The sequence below is a fragment of the Adlercreutzia sp. ZJ138 genome, from assembly GCF_011038935.1.
In the GTDB taxonomy this organism is placed as follows: Bacteria; Actinomycetota; Coriobacteriia; order Coriobacteriales; family Eggerthellaceae; genus ZJ141.
The window spans coordinates 32,108-56,537 of record NZ_JAAKEA010000018.1; the positions used below are offsets into that span (position 1 = coordinate 32,108).

The 24,430-nt window shown below is 56.1% G+C and carries 21 protein-coding genes; 9 read left to right on the plus strand and 12 right to left on the minus strand.

Annotation, left to right across the window (positions count from 1 at the left end):
* Positions 1–75: 75 nt before the first annotated feature.
* The gene (locus G7Y43_RS08095; RefSeq protein ID WP_370514672.1) at positions 76–1,383 is read right to left on the minus strand and encodes a DUF512 domain-containing protein; all 1,308 of its coding nucleotides are present in this window, start codon (positions 1,381–1,383) and stop codon (positions 76–78) included.
* A 456-nt stretch (positions 1,384–1,839) separates the two neighbouring features.
* Between G7Y43_RS08095 and G7Y43_RS08100 the strand changes: the two genes are divergently transcribed.
* The 5 genes from G7Y43_RS08100 to G7Y43_RS08120 all read left to right on the plus strand — a co-directional run bounded on the left by G7Y43_RS08100 (position 1,840) and on the right by G7Y43_RS08120 (position 7,655).
* Positions 1,840–3,204 carry a response regulator transcription factor gene (locus G7Y43_RS08100; RefSeq protein ID WP_165045866.1) on the plus strand — a complete coding sequence of 455 codons (1,365 nt, stop codon included), beginning with the start codon at positions 1,840–1,842 and terminating at the stop codon, positions 3,202–3,204.
* Between the two features lie 155 nt (positions 3,205–3,359).
* Positions 3,360–5,138 (plus strand): FAD-dependent oxidoreductase, encoded by a 1,779-nt coding sequence (locus G7Y43_RS08105; protein WP_165045868.1) that lies wholly within the window; start codon positions 3,360–3,362, stop codon positions 5,136–5,138.
* 41 nt (positions 5,139–5,179) lie between these two features.
* Complete coding sequence (locus tag G7Y43_RS08110) at positions 5,180–5,824, plus strand: 4Fe-4S dicluster domain-containing protein (protein WP_165045870.1); 645 nt, start codon at positions 5,180–5,182, stop codon at positions 5,822–5,824.
* Between the two features lie 18 nt (positions 5,825–5,842).
* Positions 5,843–6,805, plus strand: a complete 963-nt coding sequence (gene nrfD, locus G7Y43_RS08115) for an NrfD/PsrC family molybdoenzyme membrane anchor subunit (RefSeq protein WP_241158210.1) — start codon at positions 5,843–5,845, stop codon at positions 6,803–6,805.
* Positions 6,806–6,860: 55 nt separating this feature from the next.
* On the plus strand, positions 6,861–7,655 hold the full coding sequence (locus tag G7Y43_RS08120) for a cytochrome c3 family protein (protein ID WP_165045872.1): 795 nt from the start codon (positions 6,861–6,863) through the stop codon (positions 7,653–7,655).
* 436 nt (positions 7,656–8,091) lie between these two features.
* On the opposite strand, the gene G7Y43_RS08125 is transcribed toward G7Y43_RS08120, so the two are convergent.
* From G7Y43_RS08125 to G7Y43_RS08165, 9 genes are all read right to left on the minus strand, one after another.
* Positions 8,092–8,439, minus strand: coding sequence for a DUF86 domain-containing protein (locus G7Y43_RS08125; protein WP_165045874.1), 348 nt, complete (start codon positions 8,437–8,439; stop codon positions 8,092–8,094).
* 8 nt (positions 8,440–8,447) lie between these two features.
* Entirely contained in the window at positions 8,448–8,909 is a 462-nt protein-coding gene (locus G7Y43_RS08130; RefSeq protein ID WP_165045876.1) for a nucleotidyltransferase family protein, read from the minus strand.
* 134 nt (positions 8,910–9,043) lie between these two features.
* On the minus strand, positions 9,044–10,741 hold the full coding sequence (locus G7Y43_RS08135; protein WP_165045878.1) for an LTA synthase family protein: 1,698 nt from the start codon (positions 10,739–10,741) through the stop codon (positions 9,044–9,046).
* A gap of 188 nt (positions 10,742–10,929) precedes the next feature.
* Entirely contained in the window at positions 10,930–11,868 is a 939-nt protein-coding gene (gene ispH, locus G7Y43_RS08140) for a 4-hydroxy-3-methylbut-2-enyl diphosphate reductase (RefSeq protein WP_165045880.1), read from the minus strand.
* A gap of 6 nt (positions 11,869–11,874) precedes the next feature.
* On the minus strand, positions 11,875–12,720 hold the full coding sequence (locus G7Y43_RS08145; RefSeq protein ID WP_165045882.1) for a 1-acyl-sn-glycerol-3-phosphate acyltransferase: 846 nt from the start codon (positions 12,718–12,720) through the stop codon (positions 11,875–11,877).
* A gap of 105 nt (positions 12,721–12,825) precedes the next feature.
* On the minus strand, positions 12,826–13,506 hold the full coding sequence (cmk, locus tag G7Y43_RS08150) for a (d)CMP kinase (protein WP_165045884.1): 681 nt from the start codon (positions 13,504–13,506) through the stop codon (positions 12,826–12,828).
* Entirely contained in the window at positions 13,503–14,906 is a 1,404-nt protein-coding gene (gene aroA / locus G7Y43_RS08155; RefSeq protein WP_165045886.1) for a 3-phosphoshikimate 1-carboxyvinyltransferase, read from the minus strand. The genes cmk and aroA overlap by 4 nt, the downstream gene beginning before the upstream one ends.
* Positions 14,896–16,260 (minus strand): prephenate dehydrogenase/arogenate dehydrogenase family protein, encoded by a 1,365-nt coding sequence (locus tag G7Y43_RS08160; protein ID WP_241158211.1) that lies wholly within the window; start codon positions 16,258–16,260, stop codon positions 14,896–14,898. Before G7Y43_RS08160 ends, aroA begins: the two co-directional genes overlap by 11 nt.
* 836 nt (positions 16,261–17,096) lie before the next feature.
* On the minus strand, positions 17,097–18,458 hold the full coding sequence (locus G7Y43_RS08165; RefSeq protein WP_165045888.1) for a YjiH family protein: 1,362 nt from the start codon (positions 18,456–18,458) through the stop codon (positions 17,097–17,099).
* A gap of 459 nt (positions 18,459–18,917) precedes the next feature.
* Here G7Y43_RS08165 and G7Y43_RS08170 point away from each other — a divergent pair, with 459 nt between their 5' ends.
* The 4 genes from G7Y43_RS08170 (at position 18,918) to G7Y43_RS08185 (ending at position 22,372) form a co-directional block, all read left to right on the plus strand.
* Complete coding sequence (locus G7Y43_RS08170; protein ID WP_165045890.1) at positions 18,918–19,601, plus strand: site-2 protease family protein; 684 nt, start codon at positions 18,918–18,920, stop codon at positions 19,599–19,601.
* Positions 19,602–19,616: 15 nt separating this feature from the next.
* Positions 19,617–20,408: a ScpA family protein gene (locus G7Y43_RS08175; protein WP_165045892.1), complete on the plus strand. Its 792-nt coding sequence runs from the start codon at positions 19,617–19,619 to the stop codon at positions 20,406–20,408.
* Positions 20,409–20,559: 151 nt separating this feature from the next.
* Complete coding sequence (gene scpB, locus G7Y43_RS08180; protein ID WP_241158212.1) at positions 20,560–21,480, plus strand: SMC-Scp complex subunit ScpB; 921 nt, start codon at positions 20,560–20,562, stop codon at positions 21,478–21,480.
* Positions 21,473–22,372: a pseudouridine synthase gene (locus tag G7Y43_RS08185; protein ID WP_165045896.1), complete on the plus strand. Its 900-nt coding sequence runs from the start codon at positions 21,473–21,475 to the stop codon at positions 22,370–22,372. Before scpB ends, G7Y43_RS08185 begins: the two co-directional genes overlap by 8 nt.
* A 220-nt stretch (positions 22,373–22,592) precedes the next feature.
* Here G7Y43_RS08185 and serC read toward each other — a convergent pair whose 3' ends face one another.
* The gene (gene serC / locus G7Y43_RS08190; protein WP_165045898.1) at positions 22,593–23,678 is read right to left on the minus strand and encodes a 3-phosphoserine/phosphohydroxythreonine transaminase; all 1,086 of its coding nucleotides are present in this window, start codon (positions 23,676–23,678) and stop codon (positions 22,593–22,595) included.
* Between the two features lie 148 nt (positions 23,679–23,826).
* Entirely contained in the window at positions 23,827–24,303 is a 477-nt protein-coding gene (locus G7Y43_RS08195; RefSeq protein WP_165045901.1) for a tRNA (cytidine(34)-2'-O)-methyltransferase, read from the minus strand.
* Between the last annotated feature and the right edge of the window lie 127 nt (positions 24,304–24,430).

A 24,430-nucleotide genomic window follows, 5' to 3' on the forward strand; every position in this document is an offset into this window, starting at 1 on the left:
TGACAGCGCCTTGCATGCATACAGCCAGCGACGCCGGGAAACGACACGGTAACAAGGCGGCGATCAGCTGCGACGCTACATACGTCCTGCAAGGTCTGCGATCTCTCTCATAAAATCAGACGCGTTACAGGATACCACGGCCATCGGTTTGCCCGCAGCGTTTTCCATATCCTGCAAAGTCATATCATCTAAGGTCATGCTATCGTCGTTGAACATGACTTGCGGCAGCGCGAACAGGTTTCCTGTCGCGTGCGCAACTGCGCGCGACACGTCGCATCCACACAGAAGCCCCGTGACATCCACGTTGCCGCCGAAATACTCGTTTCGCACTGTCAGCGGCTCGAATACGCCGGCAACGGGGCTTTTAGCAACCAGCTGGTTTAAAAACGGCTGCATTGCCTCGCCCACCACGTAGCGAGCCACAATACCCTGACTGTGCAGTACCTCGGCGCATCGCAGCATTGCGCCCGATGCTTCGGCGCGTTGCCAGTCGTCTACATATGACCGAATGATACCAATGCCGTCTTCAAACATGCTGAAATCACCGTAATGGCTGGTGGGAGGTAAATTGTCCAGTAGCTCATCGCCAAAGGCGTTGCTGTAGAACTCATCAGCCGCAAACACCCACGGAGTCTGCCGCTCGGCAAGAGCGCGCTCTTGAAACGGATGAATAACCTCCACCACCCCGCGCGCAGACGCTTCATCGTTGAAGCTTTCTGCGAAACACGTTTGGTGCTTGGTGAACCCCAACGGCACAATACCTACACCCACAATACCCGGCCGCTTATAGGCCCACGAAAGCGTTTCGCGCAGCACGTCGCCGTCGTTGTCGCCAGGAACCAGCACAATCTGCGCGTGTACCTCAATACCCGCCGCCAGCAGCCGGTCGAGCGCGGCGATACCATGAGCTGCATGCTTTCCGATCATGCGGCGGCGCACCTGTGCATTCGACGCATGCAGCGACACGCGCAACGGCGATATGCGCTGTTCGATGATGCGCGCCTCGTCAGCGGGCGAAAGGTTCGTTAGCGTAACGAAGGTGCCCGACAGAAAGCTGAGGCGGAAGTCGTCATCGCGCAGCGAAAGCGAGCTGCGCATGTCATCGGGTAGCTGTCGCATGAAACAGAACGTGCAGGCGTTGCGGCACAGCTTAATGCGGTCGAAGATAACGCCATCAAATTCAAAGCCCCAGTCTTCGCCCTCATCACGCTCAAGTTCGACGGTGCCCACGTCGCCATCGAGATCGACATACCCCAGCTCAACAACGTAACCCGACGAATGCCAGCGCCAGTCGATGATGTCGCGCAGCGGGTGTCCGTCAACATGAGTGAGATAGCAGCCAGCCTCAAATCCTGCATCGTCAGCTGGGCTTTCCGGCACCACGTATTCGATACGCGCCGCACAGGGAAGCTGCGCAGCAACGTCGCCTGCGCATGCTGTTTGGGTGTCGTCTGTTGTTTGAGTTGTGACCTCAGCTCGGGCGTTGCCCGCCGTTTGGGCATTGCCTGCCACGCAAGCGTCGCCCGATACGCGAGCGTCATCCGCCACGCAAGCGTCGCCCGCCTGCCGCACTATATCCTTGGAAGGGTAAACGCCCACACGCGCCCACTTTCCTTACCTCGTCAACCAGCATCGCACTCCTGAAGCGCGCAACAGATAAGCGCCTTTGCCAGAGAGCGCTCTCATGATACATGATGACGCAACACATGATGAATACCGGCACATGTGCTACAATTGCCCCGTTTTTCTCCGTAGATATTTGGCCGATAAGGCTTGATTCTCCGGCTCGCAGGTTCATCCGCCCAAGCCGGAATTGTACTGCTTGCTTTTGGAGGGGAAATGAACGCAACGTGGGGGAAACACCGACTACTTAAAGAGAAATGGCGCTATCTTGGGTTCGGGTTCAGTAGGTTCTTCGTTATTGGCTCGCTGTTCTTTCTTCGTCACATCCAAGGAGCCGGTCATGGTACGCCGACGGTCTTCCTTGTGGGTGTTTTGCTTGCCACCGTTGTACTCACGTTGGCTATGCCAGCCATAGAGCAAAGGAGATACCGAGCACCACTGGCTATCTCGTCGGCAATTCTGTTTTGTATCGGAACATGTGTAATTGCTCTGACCGACAATAGATTTCTCGGAGCTGCCTTGTTGGGCTTATCCGGTGGAATCCTCATAATCGCCTGGTACGACGAGCTTTCACATTTAAATGAGCGAGATATGGTATTCATGGCGCTGGTGGGATGGGGAGCCGCTTCGGCCCTTGCCGCCATGACTATTGCAATCGGAACCAACCCTCTACTGGTTGCAATCATCGCTGGGGTCTTTTCAGCCTTCACGCTGTTTGCAGGCGATTTTGAAGAGGAAACACCTCAAAACGACGAAGGTCTCGAGGTGCTAGGAGCAAACACCTTGCAGTATTCAAAACGGCTTGTCGTAGGAATATTCGCGCTCCTTTTCACTGTTTCGTTTATCCATTTCTTCTCTCGCAACATGTTCTTCGCTGCCTATTACATCACCCCATGGATGGAGATTGCTGAAGAAGCGGTCGGAGCTGTATGCCTTATCGTGCTGTTTGTGTTCTGTCAACGTGTAGGCATATTGTCAGTGTGCCGAATCACGCTCCCCGTTTCGGCGGGAGCCCTGCTCCTTACCGAAATCGTACCCTTGGATATGGGAGAGATCTTCGTCCTTTTGATGGGGTCATCACTCATCCTAACGCGAATGTTTCTTCTGCTTGCCACGATAAAACTCGCTCACGACAAACCAACTGTACGCTGGTTACTCTTTGGCACGGGAACCGTGATCGTGTACGGCGCCCATCTGGTTTCCATGATAGCCGCCCCTATAGCACTCTCTGTTGTGCCAGTGACGTCGTTTCCTCTTGTTCAGAACGCGTGCCTATTGGCACTTGTGCTGGTTGTTTCTCTGTTCGTTATGTCAAACGAATGGTTCTCCAACAGCGAAGCAGCTCCCAGCCTTGAGAAGAACCTTTCCACGGTACGATCCGCTGCCGAAGCCCATAGACTAACAAACCGTGAACAAGAGGTGCTCGGACTTATGATTAAGGGATTAACCGAACAGGAAATCGCAGATCGGCTGGTTGTTGAAAAAGGCACAGCACACACCCATATCGCCCATATTTACAAGAAGTTCAACGTACATGGCAAAGACGATCTCATGCGTCTGCTCCAGGAACAAGTTAGGTAAAACACCTGGTAAACAAGCCTTATCGAAAAAATATACCGGGGGGTAGAGAAGGAATATACCACCCTAACGAATAGATAAGAGAAGCCTTGCCCCGTACAGTGTCTAAGGATTTCTGGGAAAGCCAGAAAAGAAGCACAGTACGGAAGGAGAGGAAGATGACGAAGGAAAAGCTGTCGTCTTTCGATCAGCGCGACAAGGGGGGCGTAAGTCGACGCGAGTTCCTAAGCGGTCTTGCTTTGGCAGGCGCCGGGGCCGCAACATTGGGCCTTGCCGGGTGTACCCCAGGCGCGCAGTCGATTGACAAGCAGGCGAACGTGTCGGTTATGGAAAAGGCCGCCGGAACAACCGAAGCCTCGGGCCAGACCTATTCCACCATTCCCATCGTGAACACGAAAAACCCCACTATCGGGCCTATCGTGGAAGCGGTACCTGCGAACAGCCCGTGGGCGATGCCTGAATTCATAGACGAACCCGACGAAGAAATGACCTGCGATCTGCTCTGCGTTGGCGCGGGTCTTGGTGGCATGACCGCTGCATTGACAGCCATGCAAAACGGCGTGAAAAACGTGATTATCGTTGAGCGCGCCGACGATGTGGGAGGCCAGTCGGCACAAGCTGAAGGCATCACCGGTATTGATACCAAGTGGCAACACGAACTGGGTTATTCCAGCGAAGACATCAATGTCGACTTCATCTTACAGCAGGAATACGACCATCATCACTACATCTGCAATTCAACGCTGTGGCGCGCAGTCTTCAAGCGCAATTCCACCGATTTGCAGTGGCTTATTGACACATGCGGACCAGACACAATTGTTGGCTGTGGCGGTGGGCGCTACGGATTACCCACGCACCACTTCTACAAGCATAACCGCGGGCACGAGATGTGCAACGCTCTGGCTGACGCCTGTCGTGAGGCTGGCGCTCAAATTCTGCTGAACACACGTGCCATCCACGTGCTTATGGACAACGGCACCTTGGTCGGCATGCAATGCCTCACATCCGATGGTAAGTGTATCAACATACACATCAAAGCTGCCGTGCTCGCCACAGCTGGTGCCGGCGCCAACAAAGACCTAATCGAGCGATGGAGCGAACGTAACACCGACAACCAGTTCTGGCATGGCATTCCCACCGTTACCGGCGACGGCATCATGCTGGCAGTCGAGGCAGGCATGGGCAAGCCATTCCGCTTCGGTGGCCCTGGTTTTGCTGCTGGCATCGAGCCACTCATGTTGGAATCGCATCTCAACATCGCCGCAGCCATGGAGTCGCGTGGCGTTTGGCTGAACCAAGACGGCCTGCGCTTCTACAACGAGGCCGCGAACAAGCAAGTGTACCCGCCGGTCAACGCGGTAGAGTCGCAAGACCGCACCTTCGTGGTGTTCGACCAGAACGCTATGGACTACTACAAGACCAAAGGCGTGGTAAACGGATGGGCACAATATGCATACCCCGGTGAGCAGCTGCTAAACGCCGAAGCGGAATGCGATGAGGAAATTGCCAAGGGCAACCCCTATGTCTTCAAGACAGATTCCCTCGAAGAGATGTTCGAGCAGATGCAACTTCCTGTTGAAACAGCCATGGAAACAATTGAGCACTACAACGCCATGGTGGATACAGGAGAAGACACCGAATTCTTCAAGCCCAAAGACTATCTGGAAGCGGTGCGTAGACCCCCCTTCTACGGCGCTCGCCTGAAGGCCATGATCATCTCCCAGAAAGGCGGCATCCACTGCAACAACAAGGGCGAGGTAACAACCCGACAGGGAAAGTCGATTCCAGGTCTCTACGTTGCTGGCATGGATTGCGGCGGATTCCAGAGTCAGACTACGGGCATCAAGATTCCCGGCTCAGTTCAGGGCTACGCGCTTGGCATGGGCCGCATCAGCGGCGAGAACTCGGCCGCCTACATCTTAGGTCTCGAAGCCTAACCCTGCATTGTCTCCATCGAGTTCTAAAGGAGTAACCCATCATGTTAGAATCCCAAAACATTTCCCGGCGATCCCTGGTCGCTGGGGGCGCCGCCCTTGGATGCGCGTTTCTTGTGGGAGGCAAGCTGGTGTTCCCCACAGGGCAAGCAGTTGCCGATTCCGGAGAAACACCAGAAACCGTTCAGTACGGTTTCTGGTGCGACGCTTCGTTCAACAACGATTTTAAGGAATGCGTTGAAGCCTGTCGCACCGCCAATAATATTCCCGCCGACGAAGAGGCACTTTGCGAGGTGCGCGACTACCTGAGTAAGTACGGCCGTTATCGCCACGTGTTCACCTCGTGCATGCATTGCGCTGACCCGTCTTGCATGAAAGCCTGCCCAGCAAGCGCCATTTCCAAACGACAGGAAGACGGCATTGTAGTAGTAGACCACGACCGGTGCATAGGGTGCAAATACTGCAACACCGCCTGCCCCTTCGATGTACCCCGTTACAACGCTTCCGGAATGGTCAAATGCGATGCGTGTCTATCTGCCGGCCGCACCGAAGGAAAGGCACCTGCTTGCGTGGAGGCTGTTGCTAACGGAGCGCTGCATTTCGGACCCATTGACGACCTTATCAAAGAGTCCGGCGGAAGGGCCATGCAGATCACCGCTCCAACGGGCCCCTCGTATCTGCTGTCCTAGAAACCCTAAGGAGTAAAGATGATTGAGTTTCAAACGGTATGGGGATGGCAGCCCGCCTTATACCTTTTCCTCGGCGGCGTGGGTGCTGGCGCGTTTATTACAGCCGCTGTGCTCTACTTAATTGATCCAGCAAAGAATAAGAAGCTTGCGTTTATTTCCTCACTTGCATCTATCGCGTGCTTGGCAGTTGGCCTGCTGCTCCTGCTGACCGAGCTCACCAGCCCCTTGCGCGGTTTGATGGTGTGGCAAAGCTTCAGCAACTTTGGTTCCCTTATGGCCATCGGCGCATGGCTGCTCATGGCAACCATGATAGTTATTTTCGCAAACGCTGTTATCTTATCTGGAAAGATCGCGAAGGTTGCCGAAGAGAAGGCTACACTTGTATGTCGAGTTCTTTCGATAGTTGGCATCGTATGTGCTGCTGGCGTTGCAGTTTACACCGGTGTTCTTTTGATGCTGGCCGACGGCATTCCGTTCTGGGGAACCGCACTACTGCCCTGCTTATTCACGGTTTCAGCACTCGACACCGGCCTAGCTTTGACAATGATCCTCTTCCAGTGGCTTCGCAAAGATGAAGAGGCACATCGCACCTCGAGAATTATGGAAATCGCGGTTTTGATCTTAGTTGCTGTTGAGGCAATCATAGTGTTCGCATTTATGTCCACCATGCTTGCCGGCGGCGAAGTTTCCACCGTAGGCAACGACACTGCCACACTTGCTGCGGCAAGTTCGGCACAACTGCTGGTAAGCGGCGATTTGTCTGGCTGGTTCTGGATTCTCTTTGTTGGTATCGGTCTTGCAGTCCCCTTTGCCGCCGCTCTTGCCAGCATCGCCATGGGCGAAAAGGCCAGTGCGAAGTGGGCCAGTATCGGTGGCGCGGTATGCGCACTTGCAGGTGGCTGCGCACTTCGCTTCCTGGTGCTTCTGGCCGGCACTCACGCCGACTACATCACCGACGCAGTAAGTCGGCTTCTGTACTAGAACCACAAAGAAGCACCATCAGCTGGAAACAACGCACCTTAGGAGGTGTCATCAATTGAAAGACCTGACAAAACAACGGCGTGGCCTGCGCGGGAAGGCGATTATTGCCTGTGCGGTTGCCGCCCTCACTGCAGGATTGTGTCTAGTAGCCTGCTCTTCTGGAAGCAAAACCACCGCTGTTATCCCCGACGATCATATCGACCAGGCATCAATGGCGGTGACAGCCGACCATCAGAATTGCCAGAGCTGCCATGCCTCACTGCCTGAACAGTTCAATATGACCGGTGATCTCATGCAAACCCATATGGATATCCTCTCGAAGTACGATGCAGGCGAAACCACCGAAGAAACTGACCGCATTATGGGTGAGCACGCTGACGAAATGAAGCAGTACTTCTCCGAAGACACCATGGGCAATTGCACCAACTGCCACACCCTTGGAGTCAACGAAGCGGGTGATTTCGAGGTGGACATCACGTTTAAAGAGTACTGCGCGAGCTGCCACGATGACTACGACTATGTGATCGAGCAGACCGCCGATTGGGGCAAGGGAACCGAGATGTGGGATTGGCGTCTTTCTGACGAACAAGCAGAAGGCCAGATGACTTGGGAAGAGTACACCTCTTACCCCATCAACCCGCACTTGGCTCACGGTACCAACGTTGCCTGCGGCGACTGCCACAAGATTCACCAGAAAACCGACTCGTTCTACTGCTCTCAGTGCCACATTTGGGCAATGCCTGGCGATAACGGCGAAGAAACATACACCGATTGGGCATACGATCAGGAGATGTATCGCAACTGGCGCTCCGACAACCAATTTAGCCCTAACGAGGGCAAGCAAGGCTAATTCGTAATGCCACTTCTTTCCTAAAGATTGTCTTCCGCCTTCCTTCCCCTCTCTCTTCGGCGGAAGACAATCACAACAATAGACCGAGTCCAGCTTGCTGCAAGCTCATTGGATTCGGTCTATTGTTTTATGTGCTGCTTCAGCCTATTCAGATTGTCGGAGCTCCATCGCGTAAATAATATCCGTCTACCCTTTCTATGACCTGTATCGTATTCTCGGATGCGGGTTGCGAGACCTCAGCTACAACGTCTATCCTATCAACTTCAGGTTGCGCAGCTTCCACAGGACCTCCGGACTTATAAGGGCCACCTTTTCTGAATCTTCCCCCTTTTGACGAACAATGCTAAACTTGCTCTTAACATATGTTAAGAGCAAGTTTGAGGTGACAATAGGGTCAGGGTGTGACAATAGGGTCACCCGCATGCGCCTTTCGACGCTATTCACACACGCGCTCTTCGCAAAACGCACGCAACGGGGGGATGTGGTTCTGAATGGCATCCCAGGCGATTTCCGCATCGAACATCTCGTAGCCATGAACTAAATGGCAGCGCATTCCGTAAATCTTTGACCAGGGTATTTCGGGATGAGATTCACAGAAGGCCTCAGAAAGACGATTGACCGCCTCCCCGATTTGGATAAGGCACAAGCTGCAGCTGTCTTGGAAGGGCTCCGTATCTTGAAAACGATCGAACGAATCTTCGAAGTGTGCCTTGGCCACCTCTAGCCTTTCGCAGTAGCGCAGGATTGTGTGCAACTGCTCAATGTCTCTTTCGTGCTGATCCATGTTACACCTCACGCGGCTTCGTAGAGGACTATGGCATCTGGCTTAATTCTCTCGAGGAAGCGCTTACTTGCGCCAGCCGTGGTAACCACGTCCACGGGACGGCCCAAAACGCGCGACAGATCCTCCTGGAAGTCAAGAACCTGCATGCCTTTGATTGCGCCTTTTTCCAGCAAAATGTCTACGTCCGAGTCCGGCCGCGCCTCTCCGCGCGCATATGAACCGAACAGGCTCACCTTAGCCGCCCCATATTGCCGGGCAAGATCAACCACGGCATACCGAATAGTCTCCGTTGCAAGCCGAGGTCTCTCACCAAACCGCTCGTCAATGAGCCGCCCTATCAGCTTTGACCGATTGGTCACCTGGCGACCCTCAAGACCCTGGCAGCGGTCCTGCTCGGCCCGCTCGCGCACCAGCTCATCAAGCTTTACCAGAGTATCATCGGAAAGATAGATTGAAATGGGTTGCGCCATGTCTTCGCCTCCGTGCTTTGAGACTATATATTAGTAATATATTAGAGCGCTACCAACATGTCTACCCTGTTATCTTGAAACCTGCATCAAATGAATGTCAGGGTATCTGAATGCCCTGCCCCTATTGTCACCCACTACCTTGCGGCGATTGCGTAGTAGCCTCGCAGGAGGTTGCGCAGCGCGGCTTCCGTATGCGCTGGCGCTTCCCGAACATTCGCGTCTTCCGTGCTAATCACGTTCACCGACTCGGTGAAGAGGCAGTCGATCGGCACGGTTTCACCCACGGCGATTTCGTCTGCATCGTCTTTCTCCTCGTCACCTTCGCCTGCGCCGCCTTCGCTACCTTCTGCATCGGCAAATAGCGACGTGCCTAAGAAGAAGTTCTCACCTGAAACGTCCAGATAGTCGCACACCGTAGGGGTTAAATCGAGCGAGTTTCGCCCGTACGCATCAACGGTTTCCGGCTCCATACCGCGCGCGTAGATGATCAGCGGAATGCGATCACACATAGCACTTTCGCGGTGCGCATCGGGAAATGCCTCACGATACGCAGCATCGGCATACGTACAGTGATCCGAGGTGAGCACGATAATAGTGTCGCGTGCCATGTCGCTTTGCTGGAAACGATTCATGAACTCACCAAGCCACCAATCGGCGTTGTAGAACTTGTTCAATTCGGCCGACGATCCGTCACCAAAGCGCTTGTCGGGCGAATCGAGCGAGGCATGCGTCCCAAACGTGTACAGCGAAATGAAAAACGGGTCGCTATCGGCGTGCGCACGCTCCATGGTATCGTAGAGACGCTCAAACGCCTCCCGATCGGATAAGGTTCCTGTTGGCCCAAAGCCACCCTGCGACGCATCGCTTGCAAACTCGGCGAAGCCTAAGCGACTGAGATAATCACTGAACTCGGTGTTGCGGGGCTCGGTGTTGATGAACGTCGTGGAATAACCTTCGGCAGCAAGCAAATCCTGCAGCGATACGAGCCCGTTTTCGCCAAGGTTATCGAGCTGGTAGCCACTGTACAACTGCCCGGCAAGACCGCGCCCTGTAGCGAACGTGTGGTTGTAGTAGTTCATAAAGCTGAGCGAAGAGGCTTGCAATCGATCGACATTCGGCATGATCTCGCGCTCGTCTTCTATCACGTGCTGCGAGAGCCCTTCCATGAATATGAGTACGACGTTTGGCCGATCGGCAAGACGGGCGTCTTTTTCCCGGAAATCGACAACCGAATCGTTCTTAAACCGCTGCGACATCTGAAACCTACGTTCGTCATCAGCGGCAATGTCACTTACAGCTCTCTCGTCTTCCGCAAGCGCAATCGCATCGGCACCCAGGTTCACCCACGCAAGCATGGGAGAAACCGGAGAGAACGCAACCACCAGCACAACAGAACAAGCAAGCGTTATGCCTGTTATTACGCGACGGGTTGAACGCGAAAGCGATTCGGGAAAGTGTACTGGCAAGAAGCTTGCGCCCACCGCAACCACTGCGGCTATCAGATACGGCACGGCATTTCCCGACAGAGAGCTTGCGAAACACACGTTCGACAGCATCACAACAGAAATATAGCTTCCACCAAAGTGCAGCACCGCCATCTGGGCGCTATACAGCAGCGCAAGTAGCGAGTTAACCAGCCACCCAGCCTTTTGGCTGTGCTGCCACACGAGCGCCGACAGCAGAAAGATCGCAACAGCCTCGACCACAGAGGCAGCACAAACGTAGGTATCTGTGCGATGTGTTGCCGCCACAGCGATCGCGCACATAAACAGAAGCTTCACCACCGTGCACGCCCGAGCGATCGCCAGGTTTCCGCCGCTTTGATTCCGCATGTCTTCTTCGCTCCTTGCCGTCGTAGGGAAATCCCTTCGTTATGACAAGGATCATAGTTCGCCCCAAACACTACCCGCCAAGCGTTTGGAACCTGTTTTGGGTGTGAAAGGGTTTCGTTACCCACATGCAAGGAGACGATAAGAAATTCGACAGAAAGTGACACCCCTCCACGCCAAAGGCGGACTCCCTACAGCGACTCGAGCCGTGCGATTACCGATGCGATCTGGTCTTCGGGGGTAGACGCGCCCGCCGTGACGCCCACCGTCACGCAACCATCGAACCATGCGGACTCAATCTCGTCAGCGCGCTCGATGTGAAATGCACGAACACATGCAGCAGCACACAGCTCAGCTAAGCGCGTCGTGTTTGACGAATTACGCCCACCAATAACCACCATTGCATCAACCTGGCGAGCTAGCTGTTCGGCAGCATCTTGCCGCTTGGTGGTTGCCGAGCAGATAGTGTTCTTCACCACCGGCTCGATGCCCCGCTCTCGCAGCGCATCCACCACACGATCGAGCACGACGCGCTTCTGCGTGGTCTGCACTACAATGCCAACTGGCTGCGTAATGCGCGCTGGGATACTGCTAGCGTCACCCACGACCGACACTTCCGCACCAGTTTCGCGCGCGCACGCCACGAGCGCAGCAACCTCGGGATGACCGTCCTCGCCCACCACTATCACGTGCATGCCACATGATCCAAGCTCTTCGGCCGCCTTCTGGGCGCGCGATACATGCGGACACGTCGCATCGACCACGGGCAATCCGAGCGCCAGCGCATCGCGTTTCACCTGGGGTGTGACGCCATGGCTGCGAATGATCACCGTAGGCACATAGCGAGCTACAGGCGCAGCTTGCTCTCCCGGCAAGCCCGGCGCTGCTACCGTTGCCGCCACGTCCGCCACTGCCGCCACTGCTTCCGCCGCCTGCGGAAGCGGAATGTCGCCCAGATCGTCAACCGCATGAACGCCGCGCTCACTGAGCTGAGCAACCACCTGCGGGTTGTGAATGAGCGGCCCAAGCGTGTACGCAACCGCATCGCCTTCGCCTGCCTGAATCGCCAGATCAAGCGCGCGTTGCACGCCATAACAAGCGCCCGCGCAATCGGCTCGAAGTACCTTCATGGTCGTTTACGCCTCCGCCCATACGTCGTGCCCACTCGCAAGCTCACAAGCGGTGTGTCGTGGCACACTATGCTGTAGGAACACCTCAGAGAAATCGCGAGCATCGGGAAACAGCTCGCGCATATCAACTTCTTCGGGTGCCACGCGCCGATTCAGGGCAAACACCTCGCGCATGGCGTACCACGTACACGCATCCAGGCGGTCTTCCTTCGGTAGGAAGTCGAAATCGGACACCAGAATGGGGTTACCAAACTCGATGGTCACCTTCGGAAAGCGCAGGTGCTGCCCGTGGCGCTTGATATTCTCCACGTCACGAACCGTCATGGGCACAATTGGCGCACGACCCATCTTGGCAATCAGTGCTACGCCAGCGTGTAGTTCGGGGGTCTTACCACTCTTTCCGCGGCGGGTTCCTTCAGGCATGATACCTACCAACTCGCCGGATTTCACCATGCGCGCGGCACGCTTCACCGCACTGCGGTCGGCCGTATCACGCTTAACGGGAAATGCCCCCACGTGCGACATGGCCCACCCGAGCGCTCCGCCGCCTTTGACGAACAGGTCATCGCGGGCAACCATGCGCAACCACTGCTTGGGACGTACCGCTAGGAACATAAACACCACGTCGAGATAACTCACATGGTTACCAATGACCACAGCTCCGCGCTTACCCTCGAACCCGCGAATGTGCTCTAGTCCGGTCACCTGCATGCGGAAAGCAATGCGGAACACGGTTCCTACCACCGCGCACACCAGATAGGCAAACCACAACGGAATACCCCGCTCACCCGCAATGCGGGCGGCGCGCTTGTCCAGAGGCATATCCCAAAGCTTCTCGTAAGCTGCCGCCATTACAAATCCCCTTCTATCGAATTCATCTCTGAAAACTCTCGCGAACGCGCGCCCCACCCAACGCAAACAGAAGCGGTGAAGCCGAGAGTAAACACGCTACGAGTGCTACCTTGTCGCACGTTTCGTCTCAACACGGCGCACGATGTCATTGATAACGTCGTCAATACCGCGTCCCGTTGAGTCGATAAGCACCGCATCGGCCGCTTGGGCAAGCGGACTTGTTGCACGCGAAGAATCCGCTTTGTCGCGACGGCGCAAATCGGCTAACACCTCATCGTAGTCGACGCTGCCCACGCCGCGTTCCCTATTTTGCCGCACGCGACGATGCGCACGTTCTTCATCGGAGGCAGTAAGAAATACTTTCACTTCAGCATCGGGAAACACCACCGTTCCAATGTCGCGCCCTTCGATTACGTAGTCGCCCGCGCTCCCAATACGGCGCTGCTGATCAACCAGCGCCTCACGCACAGCAGGCACCGCCGACACAGGGCTCACCGCACGATCAATATTGGCCGTACGGATGGCCTGCGTCACCTCCACGCCACCGATAAACACGCGTTTAGGAACCGGATCGCCTGCCTCGTGACCGAATTCGATGTCGTAGTCGCGCGCAATGCGTCCAAGCGCACACTCGTCATCAAGCGGCACATCATCGTGCACTGCCTGCCAAGCGACGGCGCGATACATTGCGCCAGTGTCTAAACACGAGAAGCCAAGCCGCTTCGCCACTGCCTTAGCAACAGTGGATTTCCCCGCTCCGCTGGGGCCATCGATAGCAACGATCATCGCGCCAACCTTTCCATATCGCTCAAGAATTGCGGATAGCTTACGCAAACCGCCTCGAAATCGCGGATGCGCACCGACTCATTTCCGGTCAAGCCAACAAGTGCCCACGTCATAGCTAGGCGATGATCTCCCAGCGAATCAAACTCAAGACCCGTCGGCACCTTCATGCCAGAGCGGCCTTCGATGCATAGGTCGCACGACCCTTCGCACCACGCGCGCACGCCGAGCTTCGCCAGTCCCTCGACAATGGCGGCGAAACGATCAGTTTCCTTCACGCGCAGCTCGCTGGCACCTTTGAATCTGGTTACGCCGTTTGCATGCGCTGCAACCAAGGCGAGCACGGGAATCTCATCGACCATCGAGGCAATCTCGTCTGGCTGCACGTCGCAACCATGAAGACCGCGCGTGTAGCGAATAGTAATGGAACCGATAGGCTCGCGGCCAGCAGGAGCCAGGTTTTCTGCGGTTATAATCGCACCCATGCGCTCAAGCACGCGAACAAACCCGATGCGCGCGGGAGCAACGCTCACCTGCTCGATCGTCAGATCGCTTCCCGGCACAAGCGCCGCCGCGCACACCGGAAACGCCGCCGAAGACGGATCACCCGGCACGACCACGTTGGCCGCATGCATGCGCTGGCCACCACGTACCGCCGCATAGCAGTCGTGCGCGCGCACTTTCACGCCGAATTCGGGAAGCATGAGCTCGGTATGGTTGCGCGACGGTGCCGGCTCGCGCACTTCGGTTTCACCCTCAGCGAACACGCCCGCCAACAGCAATGCCGTTTTGAGCTGGGCAGATGCCACCGGCGAATCGTACGATATGCCAACAAGCGGCCTTTGCCGCCCACTGCCCGCAACCACCAGCGGCAGCGTTTCGCGGTCTTCGGGCTGAAAGCGCGCACCCATAACCGAAAGCGGCCCGGTAATGCGCTTCATCGGACGGCGCGAAAGCGACGCGTCACCTGTCAGCTCGACGTCGACGTTCCACGGAGCAAGCAGGCCCATGAGTAGGCGCACTGTCGTGCCCGAATTGCCGCAATCGATAGCACCAGCAGGCTGCGAGGGACCGCATCTCCCCCACCCTTCGATAGTTCCAGCCAAACTGCCGTCGGGCTGTTCACACACATGAACTCGCGCACCGAGCGCGGCAACAGCCGACAACGACGAGCGCACGTCAGCCGAATCGAGCACTCCCGACACGTTCGAGGTGCCTTCAGCCATAGCGGAAAACAGCACAGCACGGTGCGAGATCGACTTGTCGCCCGACACGCGCGCAACACCGCACACGGGTGCAGGCAACGGGCTAACGGTGGTTACGGAATACTCAGACACCGGAGTCGCGCAGGATGCGGCCGACGGTACAGCGGCGCGCGCAATTCGTTCGCGATCAGTCGACATGCACATGCTCCTTCGGAGACAACGGCGAAAACGACGCCGCAAAGCCCGCCATAATGAGCTGCCCCATGAGCTGACCCATGTCGCCCTCGTCGGTGAGCACGAGTGACAACACGGCGCTGTCCTCGGTCACGTGGTCGATCTCGATCGACTGGATGTTGCAGCCCACCGAGCTGGCGATGGTGGTCACCTCGGCCACCACACCAGTGCGGTCGGTCATAGGAATGCGCACTTCAAGCAGCTTTTCGGTGGAGGGCACCCAGGCAGCCGGAAGCGCGCGACGCGCGTCCGCAGAATCGGTAAGCAAGCCGGTGAGGGCAGCTTTGTCGCCGGCATCGATTGCGTCGGCGAATGACCCAATGATGTCCTGCATCTCGCGCAGGCCAGCCGTAAGCGCACCTGCATTGTCGAGCGCGATGCCGCACCACAGCTTCGGCGAGCCGGCAGCAATACGCGTGGAGTCTTTAAACCCGCCAGCGGCCAGTCGCATGAGTGCTTGCGAATCGCCGGCATGGCGGCACGCCAGCCGCATGAGTGCCGAAGCCACCATGTGCGGCACGTGACTGACTATAGCAACAGCCCGGTCGTGGTCTTCACGCGGCAACGAAATCACGCGGGCACCAATGCCGGTGATAAGCTCGTGCATGGCCTGAAAATGCTCCGGCACCGTGTTTGCGTCGGGACAAAGAATCCAGTTCATACCTTCGAACAGGTCGGCCCGAGCGGCGTCGATGCCGCACTTTTCCGAACCTGCCATGGGATGTCCGGGAATGTAGTTGTTGGGTTCGGGCAGCAGACGTGCCGCAGCGTCGAGAATGTGAGCCTTCGTGGACACCACATCGGTCAACACGCCGCCGTAACCCCATTCACCTAAGCGGGAGAAATAATCGTCGACAGCGGCAACTGGCGTTGCCACCACCATAAGCTCGCAGTCGCCGCACACAAACTCACGCAACGCATCGTCATCGGGAGCATAGGCCGCGTCAGCCCAGCGTTTGTCAATAGCGGCAATGCGTGTGGCTGCGTCGGTGTCAACACCCACGATGCGCACATGAGGCATGGCGAGCTTAATCGCAGCCGCAAAGCTCGCGCCGATAAGCCCCAACCCCGCCACCGCAATGGCGGAGAAAGGTGCGGATGTTGGCGCGGGCACAGGCGCAGGCGCAGACGCAGGCACAGGTGCGGACGTGGGTACAGGCGCAGGTGCGGATATAGGCACAGGTGCGGGTGCGCTTTTCTCAGATACAGGCACGACGGAATCCGCTGCTGCACAGGCAACCGCATCCACAACAGGTTCCGAGCCACCCGTCGCATGCGCTGTGGGTGCGCCCGCGCATTCTTGCATGTTCTCTTGCATAAGGGTAGTGCTTTCTTGCTTGTAATTTGAACTCGCTTCGAGCGTTCCTGTATTGTAAACGCACCCCGCAAGCAAGCGAACATCATTCAACAAGCCAGCAGATTTTCCCTTCGGCAGAACAACGAAGATCGAATGTGTTATCGCTTTCATCACTACTATGGTTGCTATTGCTGCAAGTGATTCCGTTTCCTCTGTAATGTGGCAGAAAAGCCACGAAATGCGCGATTGTGCAAAGTTAGCCGTAGCTTCTGCCACTTTTTTCACGAAATGTACGATTTGAAGCGGTAAAAATGAGTAGAAATAGGCAGGGAACGAAAACTGCCCTTTATTTCTCAAGAGCACCTTTACATTTTCCCTGGTCAGAGACGACCGCTTATTTCCTGAAAAATTGGTGAGCTTTGCCGACTCCATCAAATCGTACATTTCGTGAAAAAAGTGGCAGAAGCTACGGCTAACTTTGCACAATCGCGCATTTCGTGGATTTTCTGACACGTTTGTCCGAACAGGCGTGTCAAAGGGCGACACACTCAGACGCCCCAAGCCTCCAACTGCTCGAGATTCGCCTCTGCCTCGGTAGGTTTTAGCACGTAATCGCGCAAATAGGGGACATTGAATCGCATAGAAGTATTCCCTCGCGAATGAACTATATCAAATATAGTAAATATATCAAATATAGTAAATATAAATCCCAAGGAGATGTATACCAAGTATTTGAACGCACCTTGACCGCACTACACGCCGTCTCGGCACACTGACTCACTAGCACGCCCGACCAGGAGCTAATCCTGTTCGGCTGCCTTGACAATCGAACCAGAAAATTAGGGTCGCGATTGGAGCTAGAAGATCAGATGCGCAAGTGGGGCCACAATGAGCAAGCTGATAATGGTGCGCTCGAGGAAGATAATGAACAACTCGAGCAAGTTCACGGGAATCTTCGAACCCAAGATCAGGCCGCCAACCTCGGACAGGTAGATGAGCTGCGTGACCGATATTACCGCCACGATGAACTTCGTCATGGGAGTGGTGATGGATGCCGCAGCAATGACCGAGGGAGTGAACATGTCGGTAAACCCGATGATCATAGTCTTGGACGCCGCCGCTGCCTCGGGAACCTGCAACAGTTCGAGCAGCGGCATGAACGGCAGACCCAGAATCTCGAAGATTTGGGTGTTGTTCGAGAGCAGCAGAGCCAATGTGCCAATACACATAACCACGGGCATGACGCCAAACCACATGCCAGCGGCATTCTTTAGGCCGTTCTCGAGGAATTGGGTAATGCCGCGATGTTCTTCCACACGTTTAATGGCGAGATCAATACCGTACTGAACCGATGACGTGTAGCCTTCGGGCAATGTTTCGGCCATTGCCTTACCTTCAACCAGATACTCATCCTTTTTCCAGCGCAGAGGTGGAATGCGCGGCACGATAAGAGCACACACAACGCCGACCAAGCAAATGAGCAGGTAATACAATCCGAAGTAGTCCATCAGATCAACTTGTGCGAGCACGACAATACTAAAAGTAATAGACACCGCCGAGAACGTGGTAGCCACGATGGATGCCTCTCGTGCCGAGTAGTAGCCGCTCTCGTACTGGTTGTTGGTAAGCATGACGCCTAAGGTGCCGTCGCCGATCCACGAGGTAATACAGTCGACCGCGGCGCGGCCGGGAATCTTGAACAGCGGGCGCATGAACTTCGTTAGCAGCGCGCCAATGAATTCGAGAAGGCCGAAGTCAAGCAACAGCGGCAGCAACAGACCGGCCAGAAGAAAGATGATGACAAGCACGGTGAGCAGGTCGTTCATCACAAAGCCACCCGCATCCGCTTCGGTGATCATGTGAAGAGGACCCGACCCGTCAGCCTGCACGCCCAGATAGGTAAGCCAGGCGAACACAGCGCCTAGGATACGGATGACCGCCCAGATGGGCGTAGTCGAAAACGTTTCGTTCATGATGGGATATGTGGTCAGAAACGACGGCTTTTTTAGTGACGCCACTCCAAGCACTGCTGATACGGTTACGATAAGCACACAAAGCAGCGGTAGGAAATCGGCCAGTACGCCGCCGAGCATGTCGGCGATGATCTTGACGATGATCGTCCAGCTGCCGTCGAATTTGACTGGAATCATAAACAGGATGACGCCAATGACCGAAGGTATGATGAAGCCAAGAAGCTTCTTCGTATCGTAGTTGCGCATAGGGCCCTCTCTCGCTCGTATAGGGCGATCCCAACTGCTGTAAGGAGTGGGGATTCGCGTGCGTTGCGCGGGAGCGCGCTTCATGCACCGCCGCGCATTATACCAACATAAACCTCGCAACATCTTCAGAACCGCAGGATATCGCGTGACAGGGAGTGGCGGGTAGGCTGGCAACACCCTGGTAACACGCTGTAACTTTTCTGACTCAATATCCCAGACGAACGGCAAAAGTATGCCTTACAACATGGCGACAAGCTTCGCTTCGACTCGTGGGTCGGCTTGCAGCGTGGCTTGTGGTGGGTCTTTTGCGTTGGTGTAGTTCGCGAGCTGGCTTGTGGCGTAGCTTGTATCGTGGCTTGTGGTGGATCGACTTATGGTGTGACGCGGTTCGCAGCTGAATCTGTGTAAATCGGGTTGCGGGCACGTGGTGGCGCATCGGGTTGCGCTACACTTCGTCCCATGTCAAACAATTATCTTTACATCGTTGTTCTTCAAGTGCTCTGCTTTATTCCCGCCATCGTATTTCACGAGGTGGCGCACGGTTTTGCAGCGTACAAGCTGGGGGATCCTACCGCTAAGACGGCTGGAAGGTTGTCGCTGAACCCTGCGAAGCACGTCGACCCCTTCGGTACGATCATCATGCCGCTTATGCTTATGGCTATAGGTGGCCCGGTGTTCGGCTATGCGAAACCCGTGCCGTATAACCCGCGCTATTTCAAAGACATTCGCAAGGGTGACATGCTGGTAGGCATGGCAGGTCCTGCGGCGAACCTGTGTATGGCGCTTGTGTCGGCGCTACTGCTATTCATTGTGGCGCAGTTTGCGCCGCTGGGTATTCCGACGGGCTTTTCGGTGATATCAGTTCTGATCGATTTCTTCTATTTGTCAATCATGCTGAACCTCTACCTCATGTTTTTCAACCTTATTCCGTTGCCGCCACTCGATGGTTCGTCACTGCTGCTGTTCTTCCTACCGAGAAAGTACCTGCCCCAGTACTACAAAGTGCAGCAGTACGCCATGCCCATTTTCCTGGTTGTAGTTATACTTGTGCCGTACGTGTTTCATGTGAACCCCATCGGCATCTATCTGGATTGGACGGCGGGGACGCTGGGCAGCCTGCTTTCAGGCCTCGCGTTTCTGTAAGGCGGCACTGGCCGCATGGCGTACCGCGTTCGCATAGACAGCTTTGAGGGACCCTTTGACCTGCTGCTGTATTTGGTGAGTCGGCAGAAGGTAGACATTGGGTCTATTTCCATAACTCAGATAGCTGATCAGTATTTAGCTGAGGTGTCGCGTATGCGCACCCTCGATTTGGATGTTGCGAGCGATTTTTTACTGGTGGCCAGCACGCTGCTTGAAATTAAGGCCGAAAGCTTGCTGCCACACGAGCGCGATGCCGTACAAGATGAGCTGGAAGAGCTTGCTCCCAGCGAAGCACGCGAGGTACTGGTGGAGCGCTTGATCGCATACAAGCAGTACAAAAACGCTGCGCAGGCGCTGGGTGCGCGGCTTGCCGCCGAGGGACGCATGCATGTGCGGCCGTTTGGCCCTGATGCGTGCTTTTTGGGTCTTATGCCCGACTATCTGGAGAACGTCACACTTGACGGACTTGCCCTGCTTGCAGCGGAAGCGTTGGCGCGGCGCGAGGTGTTTTTGCTGGAATCGGAGCATATTGCCGCCAAGCCCATTCCGGTTGAAGCGCACGTGCGAGCCATCCACCAGCGCATTGTGAACAAGCGACGTATGCGGTTCTCGGAGCTAATTGACGGCCGTACTAACACTCCGCTGGTGGTGGTCACGTTTTTGGCAGTGCTCGAGCTGTACAAGCGCGGCATGGTTCATATCGAGCAGTCGTGTGAGTTCGGCGATATTGACATCGATTACATCGAAGGTTCGGGCGAGCTTGTTCTTACCGGCGACGATGCACTGACTTCGTTGGGTAACGGATAGGTGTCCGTGGGTAGCAGGTAAGTGCTCTTGAGTAGATATGCAAAAGCAGCAGGTAAGAGTACAAGGGCGCCAAGGTGTGCGAGGGAGAGTAAAAGCACGCAAGGGCGCCAAGGCGTGCAGAACGCAATGGATGCGAAGGAAGGAAAGCGACGTGGCTCATGAAATCGGGCAAGAGCAGTTGCCCGGCGCTATTGAGGCGCTGCTGTTTGTGACTGACGAACCGGCGAGCGTGCTCACATTGGCCGAGATGCTCGAAACAGATGTGCGCACCGTCGAAAACGCGCTCATCTGTCTGCGCGAGCGGTTCGAGCAGGAAAACCGCGGCATCCAGCTGCGTGAAGTCGCTGGTGGATGGCGGCTGTTTACGCATCCCGCTTACCACGAACTCATTGAGAAGTACGTGCTGTCATGGGATACACGCCGCCTGTCGCAAGCAGCCATGGAAACGCTCGCCATTATCGCGTACACGCAGCCGACCACGCGGGCCGGCGTTGCCAGCGTGCGCGGTGTGAATTCCGACAGCTCCATTAACTCGCTGGTAGAAAAGGGGTTGGTTCGCGAGGCGGGCGTGGCCGACACTCCGGGAAATCCGGTGCTCTATGCCACCACGCGGGCATTTTTGGAAAAGTTCGGGCTGCGAAGCCCGGCCGACTTGCCCGACCTTGCCGAGTTTGCGCCCGATGACACCACACGCGCGCTCATCCGCGAGCGACTTAGCGTTATGCGAGAAGATGCGCCTGCCGTGCGCTCGGTTGCTGCTGATTCGACAAGTATGGGTGTTGATGCGGGCCCGATGGGGGCAAGCGTTGATGCGAGTGTCGACGTGGCGGCTGCGGGTGCCGACGGAGCGGACGATAATACGCTGGGTTCAATCGGCGCAAGTACTGTGAGTGGGAATACTGCGAGTGAAGAAGGTGTCGGGAAGGTAGAAGGAGCCACAAACTCGCTCGATGCACAGGAAGCCGCAAGCGATGCGGCGCAGGGTATGCTCGCCGATGCGATGGCGCAGGCGTTCGGCTTGGTTGACAAGATCGATTTCGATTCGCTCACATTTGAGACAGACGATGAATAAGTTGACAGGTGCAGCGGGTACGGGCGCTGGCAACCCGCAGGAATCCGAACGCCTTGTTCCTATGCGGTTGCAGAAGTTTTTGGCGCGTGCCGGCGTTGCCAGCCGTCGCGGGTCGGAAAACCTGATGACCGCCGGGCGCGTGACGGTAAACGGGCAGGTTGTTACCGAGCTGGGCAGTAAGGTCGACCCACGTGTTGATACGGTTGCGGTCGACGGCAAGCTGGTGCGGCTGACACAAGGGGCCACTACTCTTATGCTGCACAAGCCGCTCGGCGTGCTCACTACCATGTCTGATCCGCAAGGGCGGCCCACGGTGGCCAGCCTCGTTCCCACGAATGACTACCCAGGGCTTTTCCCTGTTGGCAGGCTCGATCAGGACACAACTGGCTTATTGTTGTTCTCAACCGATGGAGAATTGGGACATGGGCTTTTGCGCCCGCGAGGACATGTGGATAAGACCTACCTCGCGCTTGTCGATGGCGTGCCATCGCCCTGCCAGCTACAAGCGCTGCGCGATGGTGTACCGCTCGATGACGGCATGACATTACCAGCGCGCGTCGAGCTGCTACATGGCGAGTGCGAACGATCGGCGCTTACACTGCTCGACGCACCAAGTCCGGTACCTCCCGGGGCATCGAAGCAGTATGCCCGCATCTGTCGGCAGCGCGCAGCACGGCGATCAGTGGTGCGAATAACCATTCATGAGGGAAGAAACCGCCAGGTGAGGCGCATGTTGCAGTTCGTGGGGCATCCGGTGTTGGCGTTGCATCGCGAATCGTTCGGCCCAGTGTCGCTTGATCCCGTGCGTACGCCACGTGGCACCTGGTGCGAGCTTTTCCCTGAAGAAGTAGCCGCCCTGCACGCTGCCATAAAAGCGGGAGAACAAAGATAGCCGAGCTCGACATTCAGACACGCCTGCTCGGACAAACATGGCAAAGGATTTCACTTTGTCATCCTTCTATCAAAGCGGCCCGGCAGAAATGCCGGGCCGTATTCACTCTTGAGCTTTTGCCAACTAAGACGCCTGATGTTTATGCACCCTGATGTTTAGAGCGGCAGCCAGCGAGCCTCATTGTCGGACTAAGGCGTCAGATATTCACACACCCTGTTGCTTACGCGTTTTCGATCTCGAACTTCTTCATGAAGTCAACGAGCGCCTGCACGCCCTCGATGGGCATGGCGTTGTAGATGCTTGCACGCATACCACCTACACTGCGATGTCCCTTGATGTTCTCGATACCGGCTTCTTTCGCCTCAGCCACGAACTTCGCATCAAGATCGGCGTCGCCCGTGACGAAGGGCACGTTCATGATCGAACGATCCTCCTTGGCGGCAGTAGCGGTGTAGAAATCGGTGGAGTCAAGATAATCATACAGCAGCGCAGCTTTCTGCTGGTTACGGCGCTGAATACCCTCGAGACCACCCTGAGCCTTCAGCCACTTGAACACTTTGCCGCAAATATAGATGGTGTAACACGGCGGGGTGTTGTACATGCTGCCATTGTCGGCGGCGGTCTTGAACTTCAACATGGTGGGCGTGTTGGTCAGCCACTCGTCGCGGATGAGGTCTTCACGAATGATAACAATAGCAACACCGGCCGGCCCAACGTTCTTCTGCACGCCGCCATAGATGACGCCATAGCGGGCAACATCAATGGGTTCAGACAAGAAGCACGACGACACGTCGGCCACAAGCGGCACGTCACCGGTTTCGGGCAGCTTGTGGTACTTCGTGCCGTAGATTGTCTCGTTCTCGCAGATGTACACGTAATCGGCCTGCGGGTCGAACTCAAGTTCGTCGACGTTGGGAATGTAGGAGAAGTTGCCGTCCTCGCTCGAAGCGACCAGGCGGGCGTCCCCCAGCATGGCAGCTTCTTTGTAAGCCTTTTTCGACCACGAACCGCTGACAATATAGTCGGCTTTGCCCGAACCCGTCATGAGGTTCATCGGGATAGAAGCGAACTGCGTAGAAGCACCGCCCTGCATGAACAGCACCTTGTAGTTGTCGGGAATGCCCATGAGGTCGCGCAGGTCGGCCTCGGCTTCGTCGATGATAGCCTTAAACGCCTTAGAGCGATGGCTCATCTCCATGACCGACATGCCCGTTCCGCGGTAGTCGAGCATTTCTTCGGCTGCCTCGCGCAGCACCTCTTCGGGCAGCACCGCCGGTCCGGCGGAGAAGTTGTACACACGAGCCATAAAAGACCTCCTTGTTCGGTTTGCTTGCCGCAGCGAGTATACGACTGCATTGTTACGCATTCGCGAAAAAGAAGAAAAAGATCGCTTTACTTCGGCAAAGTGCCGACGTAAGCCTTCGGAATGAAACTTCGGAAGGCTCCCACATCACCTATATCAAGCCCGGCCACCCTTGCTGGCGAAGCACTTCGTAAGCGGCCACAGCTACGGCGTTGCTGAGGTTTAAGCTGCGCAATCCCTCACGCATGGGAATGCGCACGCAACTTTCCTCATGCGTGTCGATGATGTATTGCGCAAGCCCGCTGCTCTCGCGCCCGAATACCAGGAAATCATCGGGGCCGTATGTCACTTGGGAAAACGATTGCCGTGCCTGACCGGTAAACAGGTGCAGCGCACCCGGCCCCGCCTCACCCGACCGCTGTGCTTCGAAAAACGCTTCAGCGCAGGGCCAACGCACAATGTCAACCTGACTCCAGTAGTCGCATCCCGCGCGCTTCAGATTGCGCTCAGTAGGACGAAAACCCATGGGCTCCACAAGGTGCAGGCGTGCGCCAATGCAAGCGCACGTGCGCGCAATGTTGCCCGCATTCTGCGGGATTTCTGGCTCCACAAGCACAATGTTTACCATGGGTCCTCCTTCGTGTGCTGAGTGCGATACAACGCGCCGTGGGACATCGGGGACATCGGGGACGGGGTGGGACATCGGGGACGTAGGTTATTGTCCCGCAGGCGCGGGACAATAACCTACGTCCCCG

What these genes read in the sequence shown, in the direction of transcription:
- G7Y43_RS08100 (WP_165045866.1), top strand. Translation starts at nt 1,840, where the DNA reads ATGAACGCAACGTGGGGGAAACACCGACTACTTAAAGAGAAATGGCGC.
- G7Y43_RS08105 (WP_165045868.1), top strand. Translation starts at nt 3,360, where the DNA reads ATGACGAAGGAAAAGCTGTCGTCTTTCGATCAGCGCGACAAGGGGGGC.
- G7Y43_RS08110 (WP_165045870.1), top strand. Translation starts at nt 5,180, where the DNA reads ATGTTAGAATCCCAAAACATTTCCCGGCGATCCCTGGTCGCTGGGGGC.
- nrfD (WP_241158210.1), top strand. Translation starts at nt 5,843, where the DNA reads ATGATTGAGTTTCAAACGGTATGGGGATGGCAGCCCGCCTTATACCTT.
- G7Y43_RS08125 (WP_165045874.1), bottom strand. Translation starts at nt 8,439, where the DNA reads ATGGATCAGCACGAAAGAGACATTGAGCAGTTGCACACAATCCTGCGC.
- G7Y43_RS08130 (WP_165045876.1), bottom strand. Translation starts at nt 8,909, where the DNA reads ATGGCGCAACCCATTTCAATCTATCTTTCCGATGATACTCTGGTAAAG.
- G7Y43_RS08135 (WP_165045878.1), bottom strand. Translation starts at nt 10,741, where the DNA reads ATGCGGAATCAAAGCGGCGGAAACCTGGCGATCGCTCGGGCGTGCACG.
- ispH (WP_165045880.1), bottom strand. Translation starts at nt 11,868, where the DNA reads ATGAAGGTACTTCGAGCCGATTGCGCGGGCGCTTGTTATGGCGTGCAA.
- G7Y43_RS08145 (WP_165045882.1), bottom strand. Translation starts at nt 12,720, where the DNA reads ATGGCGGCAGCTTACGAGAAGCTTTGGGATATGCCTCTGGACAAGCGC.
- cmk (WP_165045884.1), bottom strand. Translation starts at nt 13,506, where the DNA reads ATGATCGTTGCTATCGATGGCCCCAGCGGAGCGGGGAAATCCACTGTT.
- aroA (WP_165045886.1), bottom strand. Translation starts at nt 14,906, where the DNA reads ATGTCGACTGATCGCGAACGAATTGCGCGCGCCGCTGTACCGTCGGCC.
- G7Y43_RS08160 (WP_241158211.1), bottom strand. Translation starts at nt 16,260, where the DNA reads ATGCAAGAGAACATGCAAGAATGCGCGGGCGCACCCACAGCGCATGCG.
- G7Y43_RS08165 (WP_165045888.1), bottom strand. Translation starts at nt 18,458, where the DNA reads ATGCGCAACTACGATACGAAGAAGCTTCTTGGCTTCATCATACCTTCG.
- G7Y43_RS08170 (WP_165045890.1), top strand. Translation starts at nt 18,918, where the DNA reads ATGTCAAACAATTATCTTTACATCGTTGTTCTTCAAGTGCTCTGCTTT.
- G7Y43_RS08175 (WP_165045892.1), top strand. Translation starts at nt 19,617, where the DNA reads ATGGCGTACCGCGTTCGCATAGACAGCTTTGAGGGACCCTTTGACCTG.
- G7Y43_RS08185 (WP_165045896.1), top strand. Translation starts at nt 21,473, where the DNA reads ATGAATAAGTTGACAGGTGCAGCGGGTACGGGCGCTGGCAACCCGCAG.
- serC (WP_165045898.1), bottom strand. Translation starts at nt 23,678, where the DNA reads ATGGCTCGTGTGTACAACTTCTCCGCCGGACCGGCGGTGCTGCCCGAA.
- G7Y43_RS08195 (WP_165045901.1), bottom strand. Translation starts at nt 24,303, where the DNA reads ATGGTAAACATTGTGCTTGTGGAGCCAGAAATCCCGCAGAATGCGGGC.